The sequence below is a fragment of the Allobosea sp. RIT-PG3_2 genome (assembly GCF_057321085.1).
Window position 1 is genome coordinate 428,472 of record NZ_JBXWCA010000002.1, and the last position, 16,660, is coordinate 445,131.

General features: G+C 67.6%; 16 protein-coding genes. 5 read left to right on the plus strand and 11 right to left on the minus strand.

The genetic code is table 11. From position 1 onward, the window contains the following. Window positions 1-48 precede the first annotated feature (48 nt). Entirely contained in the window at window positions 49-1,149 is a 1,101-nt protein-coding gene (locus AC2FAN_RS07725) for an NADH:flavin oxidoreductase/NADH oxidase (RefSeq protein WP_485173295.1), read from the minus strand. Between the two features lie 106 nt (window positions 1,150-1,255). Between AC2FAN_RS07725 and AC2FAN_RS07730 the strand changes: the two genes are divergently transcribed. From AC2FAN_RS07730 to AC2FAN_RS07740, 3 genes are all read left to right on the plus strand, one after another. Next, window positions 1,256-1,561, plus strand: a complete 306-nt coding sequence (locus AC2FAN_RS07730; RefSeq protein ID WP_485173296.1) for an ArsR/SmtB family transcription factor — start codon at window positions 1,256-1,258, stop codon at window positions 1,559-1,561. 96 nt (window positions 1,562-1,657) lie between these two features. Further along, window positions 1,658-2,176 carry an RNA pyrophosphohydrolase gene (locus AC2FAN_RS07735; protein WP_485173297.1) on the plus strand — a complete coding sequence of 173 codons (519 nt, stop codon included), beginning with the start codon at window positions 1,658-1,660 and terminating at the stop codon, window positions 2,174-2,176. After that, on the plus strand, window positions 2,173-2,553 hold the full coding sequence (locus AC2FAN_RS07740) for a VOC family protein (RefSeq protein WP_485173298.1): 381 nt from the start codon (window positions 2,173-2,175) through the stop codon (window positions 2,551-2,553). The genes AC2FAN_RS07735 and AC2FAN_RS07740 overlap by 4 nt, the downstream gene beginning before the upstream one ends. Window positions 2,554-2,600: 47 nt before the next feature. On the opposite strand, the gene AC2FAN_RS07745 is transcribed toward AC2FAN_RS07740, so the two are convergent. The 6 genes from AC2FAN_RS07745 to AC2FAN_RS07770 form a co-directional block, all read right to left on the minus strand. Further along, window positions 2,601-3,014 carry a F0F1 ATP synthase subunit epsilon gene (locus tag AC2FAN_RS07745; RefSeq protein WP_485173299.1) on the minus strand — a complete coding sequence of 138 codons (414 nt, stop codon included), beginning with the start codon at window positions 3,012-3,014 and terminating at the stop codon, window positions 2,601-2,603. A 138-nt stretch (window positions 3,015-3,152) separates the two neighbouring features. Next, window positions 3,153-4,640, minus strand: a complete 1,488-nt coding sequence (gene atpD / locus AC2FAN_RS07750; protein ID WP_265051435.1) for a F0F1 ATP synthase subunit beta — start codon at window positions 4,638-4,640, stop codon at window positions 3,153-3,155. Between the two features lie 75 nt (window positions 4,641-4,715). Continuing rightward, entirely contained in the window at window positions 4,716-5,585 is an 870-nt protein-coding gene (locus AC2FAN_RS07755) for a F0F1 ATP synthase subunit gamma (RefSeq protein ID WP_485173300.1), read from the minus strand. Between the two features lie 164 nt (window positions 5,586-5,749). Then, window positions 5,750-7,282, minus strand: coding sequence for a F0F1 ATP synthase subunit alpha (gene atpA, locus AC2FAN_RS07760; RefSeq protein WP_265051433.1), 1,533 nt, complete (start codon window positions 7,280-7,282; stop codon window positions 5,750-5,752). Beyond that, on the minus strand, window positions 7,282-7,851 hold the full coding sequence (locus tag AC2FAN_RS07765) for a F0F1 ATP synthase subunit delta (RefSeq protein WP_265051432.1): 570 nt from the start codon (window positions 7,849-7,851) through the stop codon (window positions 7,282-7,284). The genes atpA and AC2FAN_RS07765 overlap by 1 nt, the downstream gene beginning before the upstream one ends. 207 nt (window positions 7,852-8,058) lie before the next feature. Continuing rightward, window positions 8,059-10,263: a primosomal protein N' gene (locus AC2FAN_RS07770; RefSeq protein ID WP_485173301.1), complete on the minus strand. Its 2,205-nt coding sequence runs from the start codon at window positions 10,261-10,263 to the stop codon at window positions 8,059-8,061. Between the two features lie 264 nt (window positions 10,264-10,527). Here AC2FAN_RS07770 and AC2FAN_RS07775 point away from each other — a divergent pair, with 264 nt between their 5' ends. Both AC2FAN_RS07775 and AC2FAN_RS07780 read left to right on the plus strand, forming a co-directional pair. Then, window positions 10,528-11,454, plus strand: a complete 927-nt coding sequence (locus AC2FAN_RS07775) for a tyrosine recombinase XerC (protein WP_476805296.1) — start codon at window positions 10,528-10,530, stop codon at window positions 11,452-11,454. Between the two features lie 65 nt (window positions 11,455-11,519). Further along, window positions 11,520-12,080, plus strand: coding sequence for a DUF4337 domain-containing protein (locus tag AC2FAN_RS07780; protein ID WP_476805287.1), 561 nt, complete (start codon window positions 11,520-11,522; stop codon window positions 12,078-12,080). 153 nt (window positions 12,081-12,233) lie between these two features. Here AC2FAN_RS07780 and AC2FAN_RS07785 read toward each other — a convergent pair whose 3' ends face one another. From AC2FAN_RS07785 to AC2FAN_RS07800, 4 genes are all read right to left on the minus strand, one after another. Beyond that, complete coding sequence (locus AC2FAN_RS07785) at window positions 12,234-13,034, minus strand: SDR family oxidoreductase (protein ID WP_485173302.1); 801 nt, start codon at window positions 13,032-13,034, stop codon at window positions 12,234-12,236. Between the two features lie 152 nt (window positions 13,035-13,186). Beyond that, window positions 13,187-14,572, minus strand: a complete 1,386-nt coding sequence (locus AC2FAN_RS07790; protein WP_485173303.1) for an amidase — start codon at window positions 14,570-14,572, stop codon at window positions 13,187-13,189. A gap of 155 nt (window positions 14,573-14,727) precedes the next feature. Then, window positions 14,728-15,588, minus strand: a complete 861-nt coding sequence (locus tag AC2FAN_RS07795) for an ABC transporter permease (protein WP_485173304.1) — start codon at window positions 15,586-15,588, stop codon at window positions 14,728-14,730. Next, window positions 15,585-16,529: an ABC transporter permease gene (locus AC2FAN_RS07800; RefSeq protein ID WP_485173305.1), complete on the minus strand. Its 945-nt coding sequence runs from the start codon at window positions 16,527-16,529 to the stop codon at window positions 15,585-15,587. Before AC2FAN_RS07800 ends, AC2FAN_RS07795 begins: the two co-directional genes overlap by 4 nt. Window positions 16,530-16,660 lie beyond the last annotated feature (131 nt).

The following is a 16,660-nucleotide window of genomic DNA, read 5'->3' on the forward strand; positions in this document are numbered from 1 at the left end:
GCTCGCCCCTGCGGGGCGCCCCGGAATGACCGCGCCATTCTTTCCGGTTCACGCCGCGCGGTAGCGCGACAGCCAGTGGGCGTAGGGCGCCGGTAGGGTCTTCCACGCCGCGTCCTCGACGCCGAGCGCCTTTGCCGCCGCATAGGGCCAGTGCGGGTCGGCCAGCAGCGGACGGCCGAGCGTGACCAGATCGACCTTGCCCTCGCGCACCAGCGCGTCGGCCTGCTCGGGCTGGCTGATGTACCAGCTCGTCGAGGCCGGCAGGCCGCTCTCGCGCCGCACCCGCTCGGCGACGGGCGCCAGGAAGGCCGGCCCCCACGGGATCTTGGCCTCGTTGGTCGAGAAGCCGACGCTGACATCGATGAAATCGAGCCCCTCGGCCTTGAGGCGCTTCACCAGCTCGATCGCCTCGGCCAGTGTCTCCTCGTCCTGCCCGTCATACTCGATGACGCCGAGCCGGGCCGAGAGTGGCCGATCCTCCGGCCAGACCTTGCGGACGGCCACGAGCGTCTCGATCAGGAAGCGGGCGCGGTTCTCGAAGCTGCCGCCATAGGCGTCGTCGCGCTTGTTGGCGTGGCGCGACAGGAAGCTCTGCGCCAGATAGCCATGGGCGAAGTGCAGCTTCAGCCACTGGATGCCGATATCGCGGGCCCGTTCCGCCGCCGCAACGAAATCGCCGCGCACGCGCTCGATATCGGCTGATGTCATCGCCCGCGGCACACGCCCGAGGCCGCCGCCCTGAGCGACGGCGGAGGGCGCGATCGTCTCCCAGCCGCGCGGATCGCCCGCCGGGATATGGTCGTCGCCTTCCCAAGGCAGATTGGCGCTGGCCTTGCGGCCGGCATGGCCGATCTGGATGCCGGCGACCGCACCGGCCTTGTGCATCTCCGCAACGATGGGCGCCAGCGCTTCGGCCTGCTTATCGTTCCACAGGCCGAGGCAGCCGGGCGTGATCCGCCCTTCCGGCGAGACGCCCGTCGCCTCGATGACGACGAGACCGGCGCCGCCGCGCGCCAGCCCAGCGAGATGGGCGCGGTGCCAGTCGTTGGCAACGCCGTCCTGCGCCGAATACTGGCACATTGGCGAGGTGACGATGCGATTGCGAAGGGTGATGGTCTTCAGGCTGAAGGGGTCGAACAGACCGGGCATTGGAGCGGCTCCGCGCTACGGGGAATTGGCGACAGGATCTTATTATTCGATAGTTCGATATTTTTCGAAATTTGGCAACATCAAAACTCTGTGATAGATTCCCCCGATGCGACAGACCCGCCTGCCCGCTCTGGAAGACATCGCGCTCGAGGACGTCTTTCACGCCTTGAGCGACCCGATCCGTCTGGAGATCGTCCGGCGTCTGGCCGTCGAGGGCGAGGCGAGTTGCCAGGCCCTCGACTGCGACCGGCCGAAATCCAGCGTCTCCCATCATTTCCGCGTCCTGCGCGAAGCCGGGCTGATTCGGACGCGCAGCGAAGGCGCGTCACGGATGAACGCGCTGCGCCGCGAGGACATCGAACGCCGTTTCCCCGGGCTGCTGTCCTGCGTTCTTTCGGCCCCCGGCGCCTGAGAACTCTCGCTTGCCGGCGCTGACAGCACCAAGTGACATCGCCGGCATCAGCACCCGGCCGTTTCGCTCCCCGGCACGGCGCCCTATGCTCGCCGGATGAGCCTGCCCTACCGCCCCAATGTCGGCATCGCCCTGTTCAATGCGCAGGGCCTCGTCTTTGCCGGCCATTCCCATAGCGCCGGGCCCGAGATCGTCTTGCCCGGCTTCGACTGGCAGATGCCGCAAGGCGGGATCGACCCGGACGAGGACATCGTCGCCGCCGCGCGCCGGGAGCTGGAAGAGGAGACCGGTGTCACCAGTGCCGCCCTGCTGGCCGTGACGGAGGATTGGTGGAGCTACGATTTCCCGCCCTATGACGGCCCGCCGCACAAGCTCACGGCCTTTCGCGGCCAGCGCCAGCGCTGGGTTGCCTTCCGCTTCACCGGCAGCGAGGACGAGATCGATATCGGCAAGCCCAATGGCGACGAACCGCCGGAGTTCAGCGAATGGCGCTGGCGCCCGCTGAACCAGATGCCGGGGCTCGTCGTTCCCTTCAAAAGACCCGTCTACGAGCGCGTGGCCGTGGCTTTCGCAGCCTTCGCTTCGCCCGTCGCGGCAGAGGGAGCAACCAGATGAGCATCGTCGAGCTCGATCATTGCGTCATCCACGTTTCCGATTGGGAACGCGCCAACGCCTTCTATCATGACATTCTCGGCGCGGAGGTCGTCCGGAACGGCGACGGCTTCGCCTATCGCATCGGCCGGGCGCAATTGAATTGCCATGGCCCCGGCATCGAGCCGACGCCGGTCGCGCGCGTGCCGGTGCCGCCGGGCGGCAGCGATCTGTGCTTCGTCTGGCCGGGGCCGATCGCGGAGGCGATCACGCACCTCCAGCGTCAGTCGATCGCGATCGAGCTCGGCCCGGTCCAGCGCGTTGGCCGAGGCGGCCACGGCACCAGCGTCTATTTCCGTGATCCCGACGGCTCGCTGTTGGAATTCATAAGCTACGCATGAAAAAGGCCGCTCGCGCGGCCTTTGATGTTTCCAGCGTGCAGAGGGGCTCAGGCCGCCTTGCGCTGCTCGAAGACGTGCTTGAATTCGCGCAGTTGCACCAGCGTGTCGTGCAGGCGCTTCTGCTCGTCCTCGTTGTGCGAACCCGTCAGGCGCGTCTCGGCGGTCAGGATTTCGGCGTCGAGCACGGCGGTGTCGACATCCTCGATGAACTTGCCCTGCTCGGCGAGGATGGTCATCGTCTCCTGGTTGACCTCGACGAGGCCGCCATTGACGAAGAATTCCTTGCCGTTGCTGTCGGTCGTCTGGACGAAGACGATGCCGGCCTTGACCGTCGCCACCAGCGGCGCATGGCCGGCGAGCACGGTCATCTCGCCCTCGGTCGAGGGGACGATGACGCTGACGACATCGCCCGAGAACAGGATGCGCTCCGGCGAGACGAGTTCGAACTTGAAGGTGGCCATCGCTACTCTCTCCTCCGACGTCATTCCGGCCGGAGCGAAGCGGAGAGCCGGAATCCATCATAGGGCGTGCCCTCGGATGGATCCCGGATCAGCGCCGCTTCGCGGCTTGTCCGGGATGACGTCGTGCGTTTGTCGACGTTACGCCGCTTCGGCGGCGAGGCGCTGAGCCTTCTCGACGGCTTCCTCGATCGAGCCGACCATGTAGAAGGCCGCCTCCGGCAGGTGATCGTACTTGCCCTCGATCAGGCCCTTGAAGCCCTTGATCGTGTCCTCGAGCGGGACGAGCTTGCCGGGCGAGCCGGTGAAGACTTCCGCGACGAAGAAGGGCTGCGACATGAAGCGCTCGATTTTGCGGGCGCGCGCCACCGTCATCTTGTCGTCTTCCGACAGTTCGTCCATGCCGAGGATCGCGATGATGTCCTGCAGCGACTTGTAGCGCTGCAGCGTCTGCTGGACAGCCGTAGCGACAGCGTAATGCTCCTCGCCGACGATGTCGGCCGAGAGCATGCGCGAGGTCGAGTCGAGCGGGTCGACCGCCGGGTAGATGCCCTTTTCTGCGATCGAACGCGACAGCACGGTGCGTGCGTCCAAGTGGGCGAAGGAGGTCGCGGGCGCCGGGTCGGTCAGGTCGTCGGCCGGGACGTAGATCGCCTGCACCGAGGTGATCGAGCCCTTGTTGGTGGTGGTGATGCGCTCCTGCAGGTTACCCATGTCGGTCGCCAGCGTCGGCTGATAGCCCACCGCCGAGGGAATGCGGCCGAGCAGCGCGGACACTTCCGAGCCCGCCTGCGTAAAGCGGAAGATGTTGTCGACGAAGAACAGCACGTCCTGACCCTTGTCGCGGAAATCCTCCGCGATGGTCAGACCGGCCAGGGCCACGCGCATGCGGGCGCCCGGGGGCTCGTTCATCTGGCCGTACACAAGAGCGCACTTGGAACCTGCGGTCGAGCCGCCGTTCTCCTTCGGGTCCTTGTTGACGTTGGACTCGATCATCTCGTGATAGAGATCGTTGCCCTCGCGGGTGCGCTCGCCGACGCCGGCGAACACCGAATAGCCGCCATGGGCCTTCGCGACATTGTTGATCAGCTCCATGATCAGCACGGTCTTGCCGACGCCGGCGCCGCCGAACAGGCCAACCTTGCCGCCCTTAGCGTAGGGTGCCAGCAGATCGACGACCTTGATGCCGGTGACCAGAATCTGGGCTTCCGTCGCCTGATCGGCATAGGACGGGGCCGGCTGGTGGATGCCGCGCCGGGCGGTGGTCAGGATCGGGCCGGCCTCGTCGACCGGCTCGCCGATGACGTTCATGATGCGGCCGAGAGTTTCGTCGCCGACCGGAACGGCGATCGGCGCGCCGGTGTCGGTCACCGACTGGCCGCGGACCAGGCCTTCGGTGGCGTCCATCGCGATGGTGCGGACGGTGTTCTCGCCGAGATGCTGGGCGACCTCGAGGACAAGGCGGTTGCCGAGATTGTCGGTCTCGAGCGCGTTCAGGATCTCGGGCAGCTCGCCGTCGAATTGCACGTCGACGACCGCGCCGATGACCTGAGTGACACGGCCGGTGCCGGTGTTGGCGGGCTTCTCGGCGGTCTTCGTCTTGGTGGTCTTGGTAGCGGCTTTGGCCATGGTGGAACCTCGGGACTAGCGCATTCGGATGTAGCGGCAGCCGGCGGATCGCTCCACCGGCAAAAGATTAGGCGGTTAGAGCGCTTCCGCGCCGGAGATGATCTCGATCAGTTCCTTCGTGATCATCGCCTGGCGCGAGCGGTTGTAGAGCTGCGTCTGTTTCTTGATCATCTCGCCGGCGTTGCGCGTGGCGGAGTCCATCGCCGACATGCGCGCGCCCTGTTCGGACGCGGCGTTCTCGAGCAGCGCGCGCAGGATCTGGACGGTCAGGTTGCGCGGCAGCAGGGCCTCGAGGATCTCGCCCTCTTCCGGCTCGTAGTCGTAGACGGCGTCGGTCTGCTTGGTACCTTCCGGGATCTCCGCCGGAATGATGCGCTGCGCCGTCGGGATCTGGGCGATCACCGAGCGGAACTTGGAGAAGAACACCGTCGCGATATCAAATTCGCCATTGGCGAAGCGGGCCAGCACGTTCTGCGCGATCGCCTCGGCATTGACGAAGCCGACCTGCTTGAACTCGCGCAGGTCGATGAACTCGATGATATCGTTGGCGAACTGCCGGCGCAGGATGTCGTAGCCCTTCTTGCCGATGCAGATGATCTTGACCGTCTTGCCCTCAGCCTTCAGCGCTAGTGCCTTGTCGCGGGCGAGGCGCGCGATCGAGGAATTGAAGGCGCCGCACAGGCCGCGCTCGGCGGTCGCCACCAGCAGCAGATGCACCTTGTCAGAGCCCGTGCCCGCGATCAGGCGCGGCGCGCTCGAACCGGACACGCCGGAAGCGAGGTTCGACAGCACCGTCTCCATGCGCTCGGCATAGGGGCGCGCGGCTTCGGCGGCCGACTGCGCGCGGCGCAGCTTCGCCGCCGCGACCATCTGCATGGCTTTGGTGATCTTCTGCGTCGACTTCACCGAAGCGATGCGATTTCTAAGGTCCTTCAAAGAAGGCATTTGGCGCTCTCACCCCGTCATGGTCGAAACTGACCATCTACGTCTCATTCCGTCATGCTCGGGCTTGTCCCGGGCACCCATGTCTTCAACCCCGCCTGCCTTGCTCGATCGGTCGCAAGGCGTGGATGGTCGGCACAAGGTCGACCATGGCGGAAAGTCCCGCCTTAGGCGAAGGACTTCGCGAAGTTCGTCACGATATCCTTGAGCTTGGCGGCGTTGGCGTCCGACAGGTCCTTGCTCGTGCCGATCTCGTTGAGCATATCGGCATGCTTCGAGCGGACCAGCGACAGCAGGCCGTCCTCGAAGGCGCGGACCTTGTTGACCGGCAGCGCGTCGAGATAGCCGTTCACGCCGGCATAGATCACGACGACCTGCTCTTCCATCTTCAGCGGCGAGAACTGCGGCTGCTTGAGGAGCTCGGTCAGGCGGGCGCCACGGTTGAGCAGGCGCTGCGTGACCGCGTCGAGGTCCGAGCCGAACTGGGCGAAGGCCGCCATCTCGCGATACTGGGCGAGCTCACCCTTGATCTTGCCGGCGACCTTCTTCGTCGCCTTGGTCTGCGCCGCAGAGCCGACGCGCGACACCGAGAGGCCGACGTTCACCGCCGGGCGGATGCCCTGGTAGAACAGGTCGGTCTCGAGGAAGATCTGGCCGTCCGTGATCGAGATCACGTTGGTCGGGATATAGGCGGACACGTCGTTCGCCTGCGTCTCGATGACCGGCAGCGCCGTCAGCGAGCCGAGGCCGGCGGCCTCACCCATCTTCGCCGCGCGCTCGAGCAGGCGTGAGTGGAGATAGAACACGTCGCCTGGATAGGCCTCGCGGCCCGGCGGACGGCGCAGCAGCAGCGACATCTGGCGGTAGGCGACGGCCTGCTTCGACAGGTCGTCATAGATGATGACGGCGTGCATGCCGTTGTCGCGGAAGAACTCGCCCATGGCGCAACCGGCGAAGGGCGCCAGGAACTGCATCGGGGCGGCGTCCGAGGCGGTGGCCGCCACGACGATGGAATACTCCATCGCGCCGCGCTCTTCGAGCACCTTCACAAGCTGGGCGACTGTCGAGCGCTTCTGGCCGACAGCGACGTAGACGCAATAGAGCTTCTGGCTCTCCGGGGCGCCTTCGACGTTCAGCGGCTTCTGGTTGAGGATCGTGTCGAGCGCCAGGGCGGTCTTGCCGGTCTGGCGGTCGCCGATGATCAGCTCGCGCTGGCCGCGGCCGATCGGGATCAGGGCGTCGACCGCCTTGAGGCCTGTCGCCATCGGCTCGTGCACCGACTTGCGCGGGATGATGCCGGGCGCCTTGACGTCGACGCGGGCGCGGGTCTTGGCCTTGATCGGGCCCTTGCCGTCAATCGGATTGCCGAGGGCGTCGACGACGCGGCCGAGCAGCTCCTTGCCGACGGGAACGTCGACGATGGCGCCGGTGCGCTTGACGGTCTGGCCTTCCTTGATCTCGCGGTCGGAACCGAAGATCACGACGCCGACATTGTCGCTCTCGAGGTTGAGCGCCATGCCGCGCACGCCGGATTCGAACTCGACCATCTCGCCGGCCTGGACCTTGTCGAGGCCGTAGACGCGGGCGATGCCGTCACCGACGGAGAGAACCTGGCCGACTTCGGTAACCGAAGCTTCCGAGCCGAAATTCGAGATCTGAGCCTTCAGGATGGCGGAGATTTCAGCGGGGCGGATGTCCATCAGCCGACCTCTTTCATGGCAAGACGAATTGAATTGAGCTTGGTTTTCAGCGAGGCGTCGACCATCCGCGAGGCCATCTTGACGATGAGCCCGCCGATCAGCGTCGGATCGACCTTGATCGAAACGTCGACATCCTTGCCGGCGACGCCCTTGAGCGCCGCGCGGATCTCGTCGACGCGCTTGGCCGTGGGCTGCTCGGCGACCGTCACCTCGGCGGAGACGATGCCCTTGGCCTCGGCGACCAGGCGCTTGTAGCCGGCGATCATGCCCGGCAGCGCGAAGAGACGGCGCTTGCTGGCCACGAGCCCGATGAAATTGGCGGCGATGCCGGTGATGCCGGCCTTCTCGAGCACGGCCTTGATCGCCGCGACCTGCTCCTCGGCGGTGAAGGCCGGGCTCTCGATCAGGCGGGTGAGATCGGCGCTCTCGGCGAGCAAGCCGTTGAAGGCATCGAGGGCGGCGGCGACGGTGTCGATCGCACCCGTCTCCTCAGCCAACTCGAACAGAGCGGTGGCATAGCGCTGAGCTACGCCCGACACCAATGTCCCCTGCGATCCGCCTTCTGCCACGCTTCCCGTCTCTCGTTTCAAGGGACTGCACCGGCGACCTTCCGGAGAAGGTGGAGTGCGTGGTCCCGACACTGCGAGTATCTTAGGCGCAAAGTCGGCAAGACGACTTCGCGACCGAAATGTGGCGGTGCACTAGCATGCGGTTCCGGGCCACGCAATCGCTAGTTCGCCATCGTAAGCGGCGATTTTGCCGTGGCTTTCAGCTCTTCAAAGGAAGCTTTGCGGATCGACGTCGATCGCGACCCTGACCGAACCCTTGGGCTTGGGCGCCCGCTTCAGCCAGGCGCGGAGATAGTCCTGCAGGTTGATCTCGCGTGCCGTCTTGACGATCAGACGCATGCGATGGCGCCCGCGCAGCACCGCCAGGGGCGCTTCAGCCGGCCCCAGCACCATGATTCCGTCACCGGCGTCGGCGCAACGCGCCAGCGTCCGGGCATGGCTTTCGGACTCGGCCTGGCTGTTCGCGGAGACGATCAGCGCCGCGAGCCGGCCGAAGGGCGGCAGCCCCGCCGCCTCCCGCGAGGCCTCCTCTGCGGCATAAAAGCGCTCCGGGTCGCCCGAGATCAGCGCCTTCAGCACGGGATGCTCAGGGTCATGCGTTTGAAGCAGGGCGCGGCCAGGTTTCTCGCCCCGCCCTGCGCGGCCCGTGACCTGCCGCAGGGCCTGGAAAGTGCGCTCGGCCGCGCGCGGATCGCCCGAGGTCAGGCCGAGATCGGCATCGACGACGCCGACCAGCGTCATGCCGGGGAAGTTGTGGCCCTTGGCGACGAGCTGCGTGCCGATGACGATGTCGAACGCGCCCTCGGCCACCGCCATCAGCTCCGTCTTCAGGCGCTCGGTGCCGCCCGGAAAATCGCTGGAGAGCACGATCGAACGCGCCTGTGGAAAAAGCGTCGCGACCTCCTCGGCCAGCCGCTCCACGCCCGGCCCGCAGGCCATCAGGCTCTCGGGCTGGTGGCAGGCCGGGCACTCATGCGGCCGGCGCTCGACATGGCCGCAATGATGGCAGACCAGCGCCCGGCGGAAGCGATGGTCGACCAGCCAGGCCGTGCAGTTCGGGCACTGGAAGCGATGGCCGCAGTCCCGGCACAGCGTCAGCGGCGCATAGCCGCGCCGGTTGAGGAACAGCAGCGACTGCTCCTTGGCTTCGATATTGGCCTCGATCGCCTTGACCAGCGCGCCCGACAGCCAGCGGCCCCGCTCGGGCTTGTCCCGGCGCAGATCGACGAGGCCGAGCACCGGCAATTCGCGCCCGCCGAAACGCTCGGGCAATTTGAGATGGGCGTAACGCCCGCGCTCGGCATTGACGCGGGTTTCGAGCGACGGCGTGGCGGAGGCCAGCACGACCGGCGCGTTCTCGATGCGCCCGCGCACCACCGCCATGTCGCGGGCATGGTAGGAGACGCCGTCCTCCTGCTTGTAGGCGGCTTCGTGCTCCTCATCGACGACGATGAGGCCGAGGTCCTTGTAGGGCAGGAACAGGGCCGAGCGGGCGCCGGCCACCACCTTCGCCTCGCCACTCGCGATCGCCGCCTGCAGCCGCTCGCGCTTGCGGCCGGTGACGGCCGAATGCCATAGCCCCGGCCGGACGCCGAAGCGCGCCTCGAAACGATCGATGAACTGTGCCGTCAGCGCGATTTCCGGCATCAGGATCAGGCTCTGGCGGCCCTGCCGGATCGCCTCGGCCACCGCCTCGAAATAGACCTCCGTCTTGCCCGAGCCCGTCACGCCTTCGAGCAGCGAGACGCCGAACGTCTGCGCCTGCACGGATGCGACAAGCGCCTGCGCAACCGCGCCCTGTCCGTCGGACAGCTCGGGCACGGCATGGTTCGGATCGGGCGCGGCCGCGATCGCCTCGCGCGGCAGCGGCTCGACGGCGAAGGTGCCGGCATCGACGAGGGAATCGATCACGGCGGAACTGACCGACGCCGCCTCGGCCAGCGCCGATTTCGCGATCAGCAACCCGCCTTCGGCGGCGGCCATTGCGCGGGCGCGGGCCGGCGTCATCCGGCCGGGCGGCGGGCCGACGAGCCTGACACCGAGCTTCGGCCGCTCCGGCGTATCGTCCGGCGGCCGGCGCAGCGCCAGCGCCAGAACCGAGCCCTTGGGCGCAAGCGTGTACCACGCCACCCAGTCGACCAGCTTCATCAGTGCCGGATCGAGCGGCGGCATGTCGAGCTTGCCGGTGACCTTCTTGAGATTGCCGCCGCGCCCCGAGCCGGCCTCCCAGACGACACCGACGATCTCGCGCGGCCCGAGCGGCACCTGCACGACATCGCCGGGCTGGAGGACGAGCCCCGCCGGCACGGCATAGCTGTAGGCCTGGTCGAGCCCGAGCGGAATCAGCACGTCGACCGTGCCGCCCTGATCCGCCGCTGTCGTTTCGTCATCGATCAAATCGAACTGCGCCATCGCCAAACTACCACCGCCGTCATCCCGGACGGAGCGAAGCGGAGCTCCGGATCCATCATAGGGCGCGGTGCTCTGCGATGGATCCCGGATCGGCGCCGCTCGCGCGGCTTGTCCGGGATGACGGCGTGTTTCTCCCGCAGTGTCTAGCATCGATTCGCGACCTGTTAAGGCGGGAGCGTCATGGTCTGGCTTGACCCGACCATCTCGGGACAGGCAGGCGCGGGAAGAGATGCCCGGGTCAAGCCCGGGCATGACGAGTACACCATGACCGATTTCGACAGCTTCCGACGGGACTGGCTTTCCCACCTATTGTCCGAGCGGCGCCTCTCGCCCAAGACGCTGGAGGCCTATGGCCGCGACCTCGGCCAGTTCACGGCGTTCCTGACCGCGCATCTCGGCGGCGCGCCTTCGCTCTCGGATATCGCCGCGCTGAAGCCCGTCGACCTGCGCGCCTTCCTCGGCCAGCGCCGCCGCGACGGCGTCGGCAACCGCACTCTGATGCGCCAGCTCGCCAGCTTGCGCTCCTTCGCCCGCTTCGGCGAGCGCAACGGCAAGCTCACCGCCGCCGCCTTCGCCGCGACGCGCGGGCCGCGGCTGGGCAAATCGCTGCCGCGCCCGCTCGAGCCCAGCGCCGCCCGCGCCGTCACGCAGGCCGATACCCGCGCCGGAGAGGAGCGCGAGCAGTGGGTCCTCGCCCGCGATGCCGCCGTGCTCGGCCTGCTCTATGGCAGCGGGCTGCGTATCTCGGAGGCGCTCTCGCTCGCTCGTTCGCAGGCGCCGCAGAATGCCGGCGACGCGCTGACCGTGATCGGCAAGGGGAACAAGACACGCATGGTGCCGGTGCTGCCGGTCGTGATCACGGCCATCGCCGAGTATCTCAAGCTCTGCCCCTGGCGCCTGCCACACGAGGGCCCGCTCTTCGTCGGCGCCAAGGGCGGGCCGCTCTCGCCCCGCATCATCCAGCTCGCGGTCGAGGGCCTGCGCGGCGCGCTAGGCCTGCCTTCCTCCGCCACGCCGCACTCGCTGCGCCATTCCTTCGCGACGCATCTGCTCGGCCGCGGCGGGGATCTGCGCGCCATCCAGGAGTTGCTGGGCCACGCCTCGCTCTCGACGACGCAGATCTACACCCGCATCGATTCGACGCGGCTGATGGCGGCCTATGACGCCGCCCATCCACGCGCCGGGCGCTGAGCTGTTGCTGACTTAACGGAAAGCCTTAAACAGCGCCCGCCAATATCGGCCCTGCGAGGTGATTCGTGTCCGGCTCCGTCGAAACGCCCGAGGGCGGCAACAAGCGCATCGCGCTCCTGATCGCGCTGCTGGCGCTGATGCTCGCCTTCTCAGAGATCGGCGGCAAGAATGCCGAGCAGGAGGCGGTCGCCAAGAACATCGAGGCCTCCAATCTCTGGGCCTTCTTCCAGGCCAAGACGATCCGGGGGACGGCGGTGCGCACCGCCGCCGAGGCGATGGAGGTCGAGCTTGCCGGCGCCACCGACGAGGCCGCCCGTCAGCGGCTGACCAAGCGCATCGAGAGCTGGAAGCAGACCGTCGCGCGCTATGATTCCGAGCCCGAGACCCAGGAGGGCCGCAAGGAACTCGCCGCCCGCGCCAAGGCTGCCGAGGCGCAGCGCGACATCGCCGCCGCGCGCGACGACAAGTTCGACATCGCGTCCGGCCTGATCCAGATCGCGATCGTGATCTCATCGGCAGCGATCATCACCGGCGTCGTCCTGCTCGCCTGGACGGGTGTCGCGCTCGGCCTTGCGGGCTTCGCGCTGATGGCCCTGGCGCAGTTCGCCCCGACGGCGCTGTTCTGAGGGAAAGACGAAACCTCGCCGTCATCCCGGCTTGATCCGGGATCCATGCCGGGACGTTGCCGACGGAGGCTCGGGCATGGATCCCGGATCTCCGCTTCGCTACGTCCGGGATGACCCGTGTTTCCGTGGAAACACGTCAGAACCTAGTCTGTCTCAATAGTGGATCGCGCCGCGGATGCCGCCGCCGCAGGCGATGGCATCGCCATTGATCGCGACGCTGCGCGGCGAGGCGAGGAAGGCGACGATATCGGCGACCTCGCCCGCGTCGACCAGCCGGCCGATGGTGACATTCGCCGCCATGCCGGCTTCGACCTCCGCCGCGCTCTTGCCGCTTGACGCTGCCCTTGCTGCAATGACCGACGCGGTACGCTCGGTGCGAGTCGTGCCGGGATGGACGACGGTGACGTTGATGCCCTGCGGACCGAGCTCGTCGGCGAGGTTCTTGGTCAGCGCGGAGACGGCGACATTGCGGATCGAGCCGATGGTCGAGCCGGTCGAGCGCGCGGCGAGCCCGCTGATGCTGATGATCCGGCCCCAGCCATTCGCCGCCATGTGCGGCGCGACCTCACGCGCCATGCGCAGATAGCCCATCACCTTGACGTTCACATCGTCCCAGAACAGTGCGTCTGTGATCTCGGCGAGCTTCGGCGGCGGCGCCTGCCCGCCGGGCTTTGCGGCGGCGTTGACGAGGATGTCGAGCCCACCGAGCGCGGCGACGGTGTGGGCTACCAGCGCCTTCACCGACTCGTCGTACTGGGTATCGACGATGTGGCCGATCACCTTGCGCCCGCTTTCGGCCGCGAGCGCCGAGGCGGCTTCGGCGAGTTCGTCCTGATTGCGCGCGGCGATGACGACATCGACGCCCTCCAGCGCCAGTTGCCGGGCGATGGCGCGGCCGATGCCCTTGCTGCCGCCGGTCACCAGCGCGCGTTTGCCCGTCAGTTGTAGATCCATAGCATTTTCTCCGGTTCTCGTTCGCTCGGAAACACTGGGTCATCCCGGACAAGCGGCGAAGCCGCGCCGATCCGGGATCCATCGTCGAGCGCGAGCCCTACGATGGATCCCGCGTCAAGCCCGGGATGACGATGCGGTTCGTTCAAAAGCCTTCATGCGGGAAGGACCGGCCAGGCGATCGCGCCGCGCATCGCCTCCCAGGCGCGGGCCATCCTGAGCACACCGAGATCGTCGAAGCGCTTGCCGGTGATCTGCAGGCCGATCGGCAGGCCTCCCGCCGTCAGCCCGGCATGGACGGAGATCGCCGGCTGGTCCGACATGTTCGCCGCCACCGTGAAGCAGATATGCTCGAAGGGCCGCGTGGGATCGTCGATCGGCGAGGCCCATTCCGCCGGGAAGCTCGGCACCGGCGAAACCGGCGAGAGGATGAAGTCGTAAGGCGCAATCGCCTTCAGCGCCGCATCGCGCATCGCGATCATCTGGCTCATGCCGCGATAAACCCTGTCGCCCGGCAAGGCCTTGCCGCCCTCCGCCCAGGCGAAGATGTAGGGCAGCACCTTCGCCTGCTTCTCGGGCGAGAGCGCGCCGATATCGACCCAGGCGCGCTGACGCCAGAAATCGTCGAGCCCGTCCAGCATCTCGCGGGTCAGGTAGGGCGAAACCGGCTCGACGATCGCGCCAGCATCGGCGAAAGCTTTCGCCGCCGCCTCGATCGCGGCCTTGGTCTCCGGCTCGACTGCGAGCCCGATCCCCGCATCGAGCTGCAAGCCGATGCGCAGGCCCTTCAGGTCGAGATCGACAGCCAGCCAGTCAAGTTCCTGCGGTGGCAGGCTCATGCCGTCGCGGGCGTCGGGCTTCGACAATTCCCGCATCATCAGCGCGGCGTCCGCGACCGTGCGCGTCATCGGCCCGGCGACGCGGCCGTAATAGGTCGGGTCGATCGGCACCCGCCCGAAGCTCGGCTTCAAACCGACGAGCCCGCACCAGCCGGCCGGCAGGCGGATCGAGCCGCCGATATCGGTGCCGACATGCAGCGGCCCGTAGCCCGCCGCGCCCGCCGAGCCCGCGCCGGCCGAGGAGCCGCCGGGGTTCTTGGTGATGTCCCAGGGATTGCGCGCCGGCTTGTGGAAGCTGGAAAGCCCGGAGGAGAGCATGCCGTAATCCGGCATCGTCGTCTTGGCGAGGATCACGCAGCCCGCCTCGCGCAGCCGCGCCGCCGGGGGGGCGTCGGTGGCGGCAGGAGCGAGATCGTTTGCAGCGGTGCCCAGCGGCACGGCCACGCCCTTCGTCCTGATGTTCTCCTTGATCGTGCAGGGCACGCCGTCGAGCGGCAGCGCCTCTCCCTTCAACCAGCGCGTCTCGGAGGCCTTGGCCTGCGCCCGCGCGCTCTCGGGGTCATAGGCGTAGAGCGCGTCGATCTTCGGCTCCCAGACCGCGATGCGGGCGATCACCGCTTCCGTGACCTCGACCGGCGACAACCTGCGCGCCTCATAGGCGGCGAGAAGCTCGGCGGCGTTCAGATCGGCAAGCTCGGTCATCCCATATCCTCATTTCCTCCAGCCCTCATCCTGAGGAGCAAGCCGACGGCTTGCGTCTCGAAGGATGCTCCAGGAGGCTCCTGAACCATCTGGATCATCCTTCGAGACGCCGCTGCGCGGCTCCTCAGGATGAGGGCTGAGCGCTGCATCTGTCCTCACCGGGCACGGCGCAGGCACGGATCGACCGCGTCGCGCAGGCCGTCGCCGAGCAGGTTGAATCCCAGCACGGTCAACGCGATAGCGGCACCCGGAAAGATCGCAAGCCAGGGCTGCGTCGCCATGAAGGTCTGGGCCTCGTTGAGCATCCGCCCCCAGGACGGGTTCGGCGGCTGCGTGCCGAGCCCGAGATAGGACAGCCCCGCCTCGGCCAGCACGGCGAGCGCGAACTGGATCGTCGCCTGCACCACCAGGATGCCGGCGATATTGGGCAGGACATGGCGCAGCGTGATCTGCCGGTTGTTCAGGCCGGCCGCCCGCGCCGCCTGGATGAAGTCCTGCGCCCAGATCTGCAGCGCCGCGCCGCGTGCAAGCCGCGCGAAATAGGGCAGGTTCAGCACGGCGATGGCGACGACGGCGTTGAGCATGCCGGGCCCGATGATCGCGGTCATCATGATCGCGGTCAGCACGGCCGGGAAGGCATGGGTGAAATCGGCGGTGCGCATGATGAGATGGTCGAGGATGCCATCGCGCCGGACGGAGGCCGTGAGCCCCAGCGCGGTGCCCAGCACCATGCCGATGCCGACGGCGCCCAGCCCGACCGCCAGCGAATTGCGCGCCCCGACCATGATCATCGAGAAGACGTCGCGGCCGAACTGGTCGGTGCCGAACCAGTTCGTTGCCGAGGGCCCCTTGAGGCGGTTGAGGATCGCCATCTGTGTCGGCTGATAGGGCGTCCAGACGTAAGATGTCAGCGCGGCGGCGATGACGAGCACCGCGATGACCGCGCCGATGACGAATGACGGCGCCAGCCACCAATGCCGCCTGCCGCCGGGCGCCTTGTCCTCGACCGCGCTCATGCCTGCCTCAATCGCGGGTCGATCAGCCCGTAGAGCAATTCGACCGCGAAATTGATCAGGATTGCCGCTCCCGCGAAGAGCATGACGAGGTCCTTGACCACGATGAGGTCGTGCTGGGCGATGGCCTGGAAGACGAGCCGCCCCAGCCCCGGCAGGGCGAAGACGTTCTCGATGATGATCGCGCCGGCGATTAGCACCGAGAACTGCAGGCCCAGGATGGTGACGACCGGGATCAGCGCATTGCGCAGCGCGTGCCGGCGCATCGTGGTGCCCTCGCTCAGGCCCTTGGCGCGGGCGGTGCGGACGAAATCCTCCTGCAGCGTGTCGAGCATCGACGAGCGCGTCACCCGCGCGATGATCGCTGCCTGCGGCAGGGCCAGCGCCAGCGCCGGCATCAGCAGCGATTTCAGCGCCGTGCCGAAGCCCGCCTGCCAGCCGGGAAAGCCGCCGGCCGGCAACCAGCCGAGCCCGACCGCGAAGACCAGCACGAGCAGGAGGCCGAACCAGAAATTCGGAATGGCGAGCCCGGCCTGCGCGAAGGCCATCACGCCCGCATCGGCCAGCCGGCCATGGCGCGAGGCGGCGAGCATGCCGAGCGGGATGCCGATCGCCGTCGCCAGCGCGATCGCCATCAGGGCGAGCGGCAGCGTCACCGCCATGCGCTCGGCGATGAGCTGCGCCACCGGCACGCGATAGGTGTAGCTCAGGCCGAGATCGCCGGTGACGAGCCCGCCGAGCCAGAGGACGAAGCGCAGCACGGCCGGTTTGTCGAGCCCCATCTCGGCCCGCAACGCGGCAAGCGCCTCCGGCGCGGCGTTCAGACCCAGCGTCACCGCCGCCGGATCGCCCGGCAGCACTTCGAGCACGACGAAGATGACCAGTGCCGCCGCAAGCAGCGTCAGCACCAGCGCCAGCAGGCGGCGCAGGACGTAGGCGATCATGAGCCGCACCTCTCCGCGCGGTCATCCCGGACAAGCGGCGCAGCCACGCCGATCCGGGATCCATGCCAGAGCGCTCCCGAGAAAAGTTCAGGCATGGATCCCGGGTCTCCCTCCGGTCGCCCGGGACGACC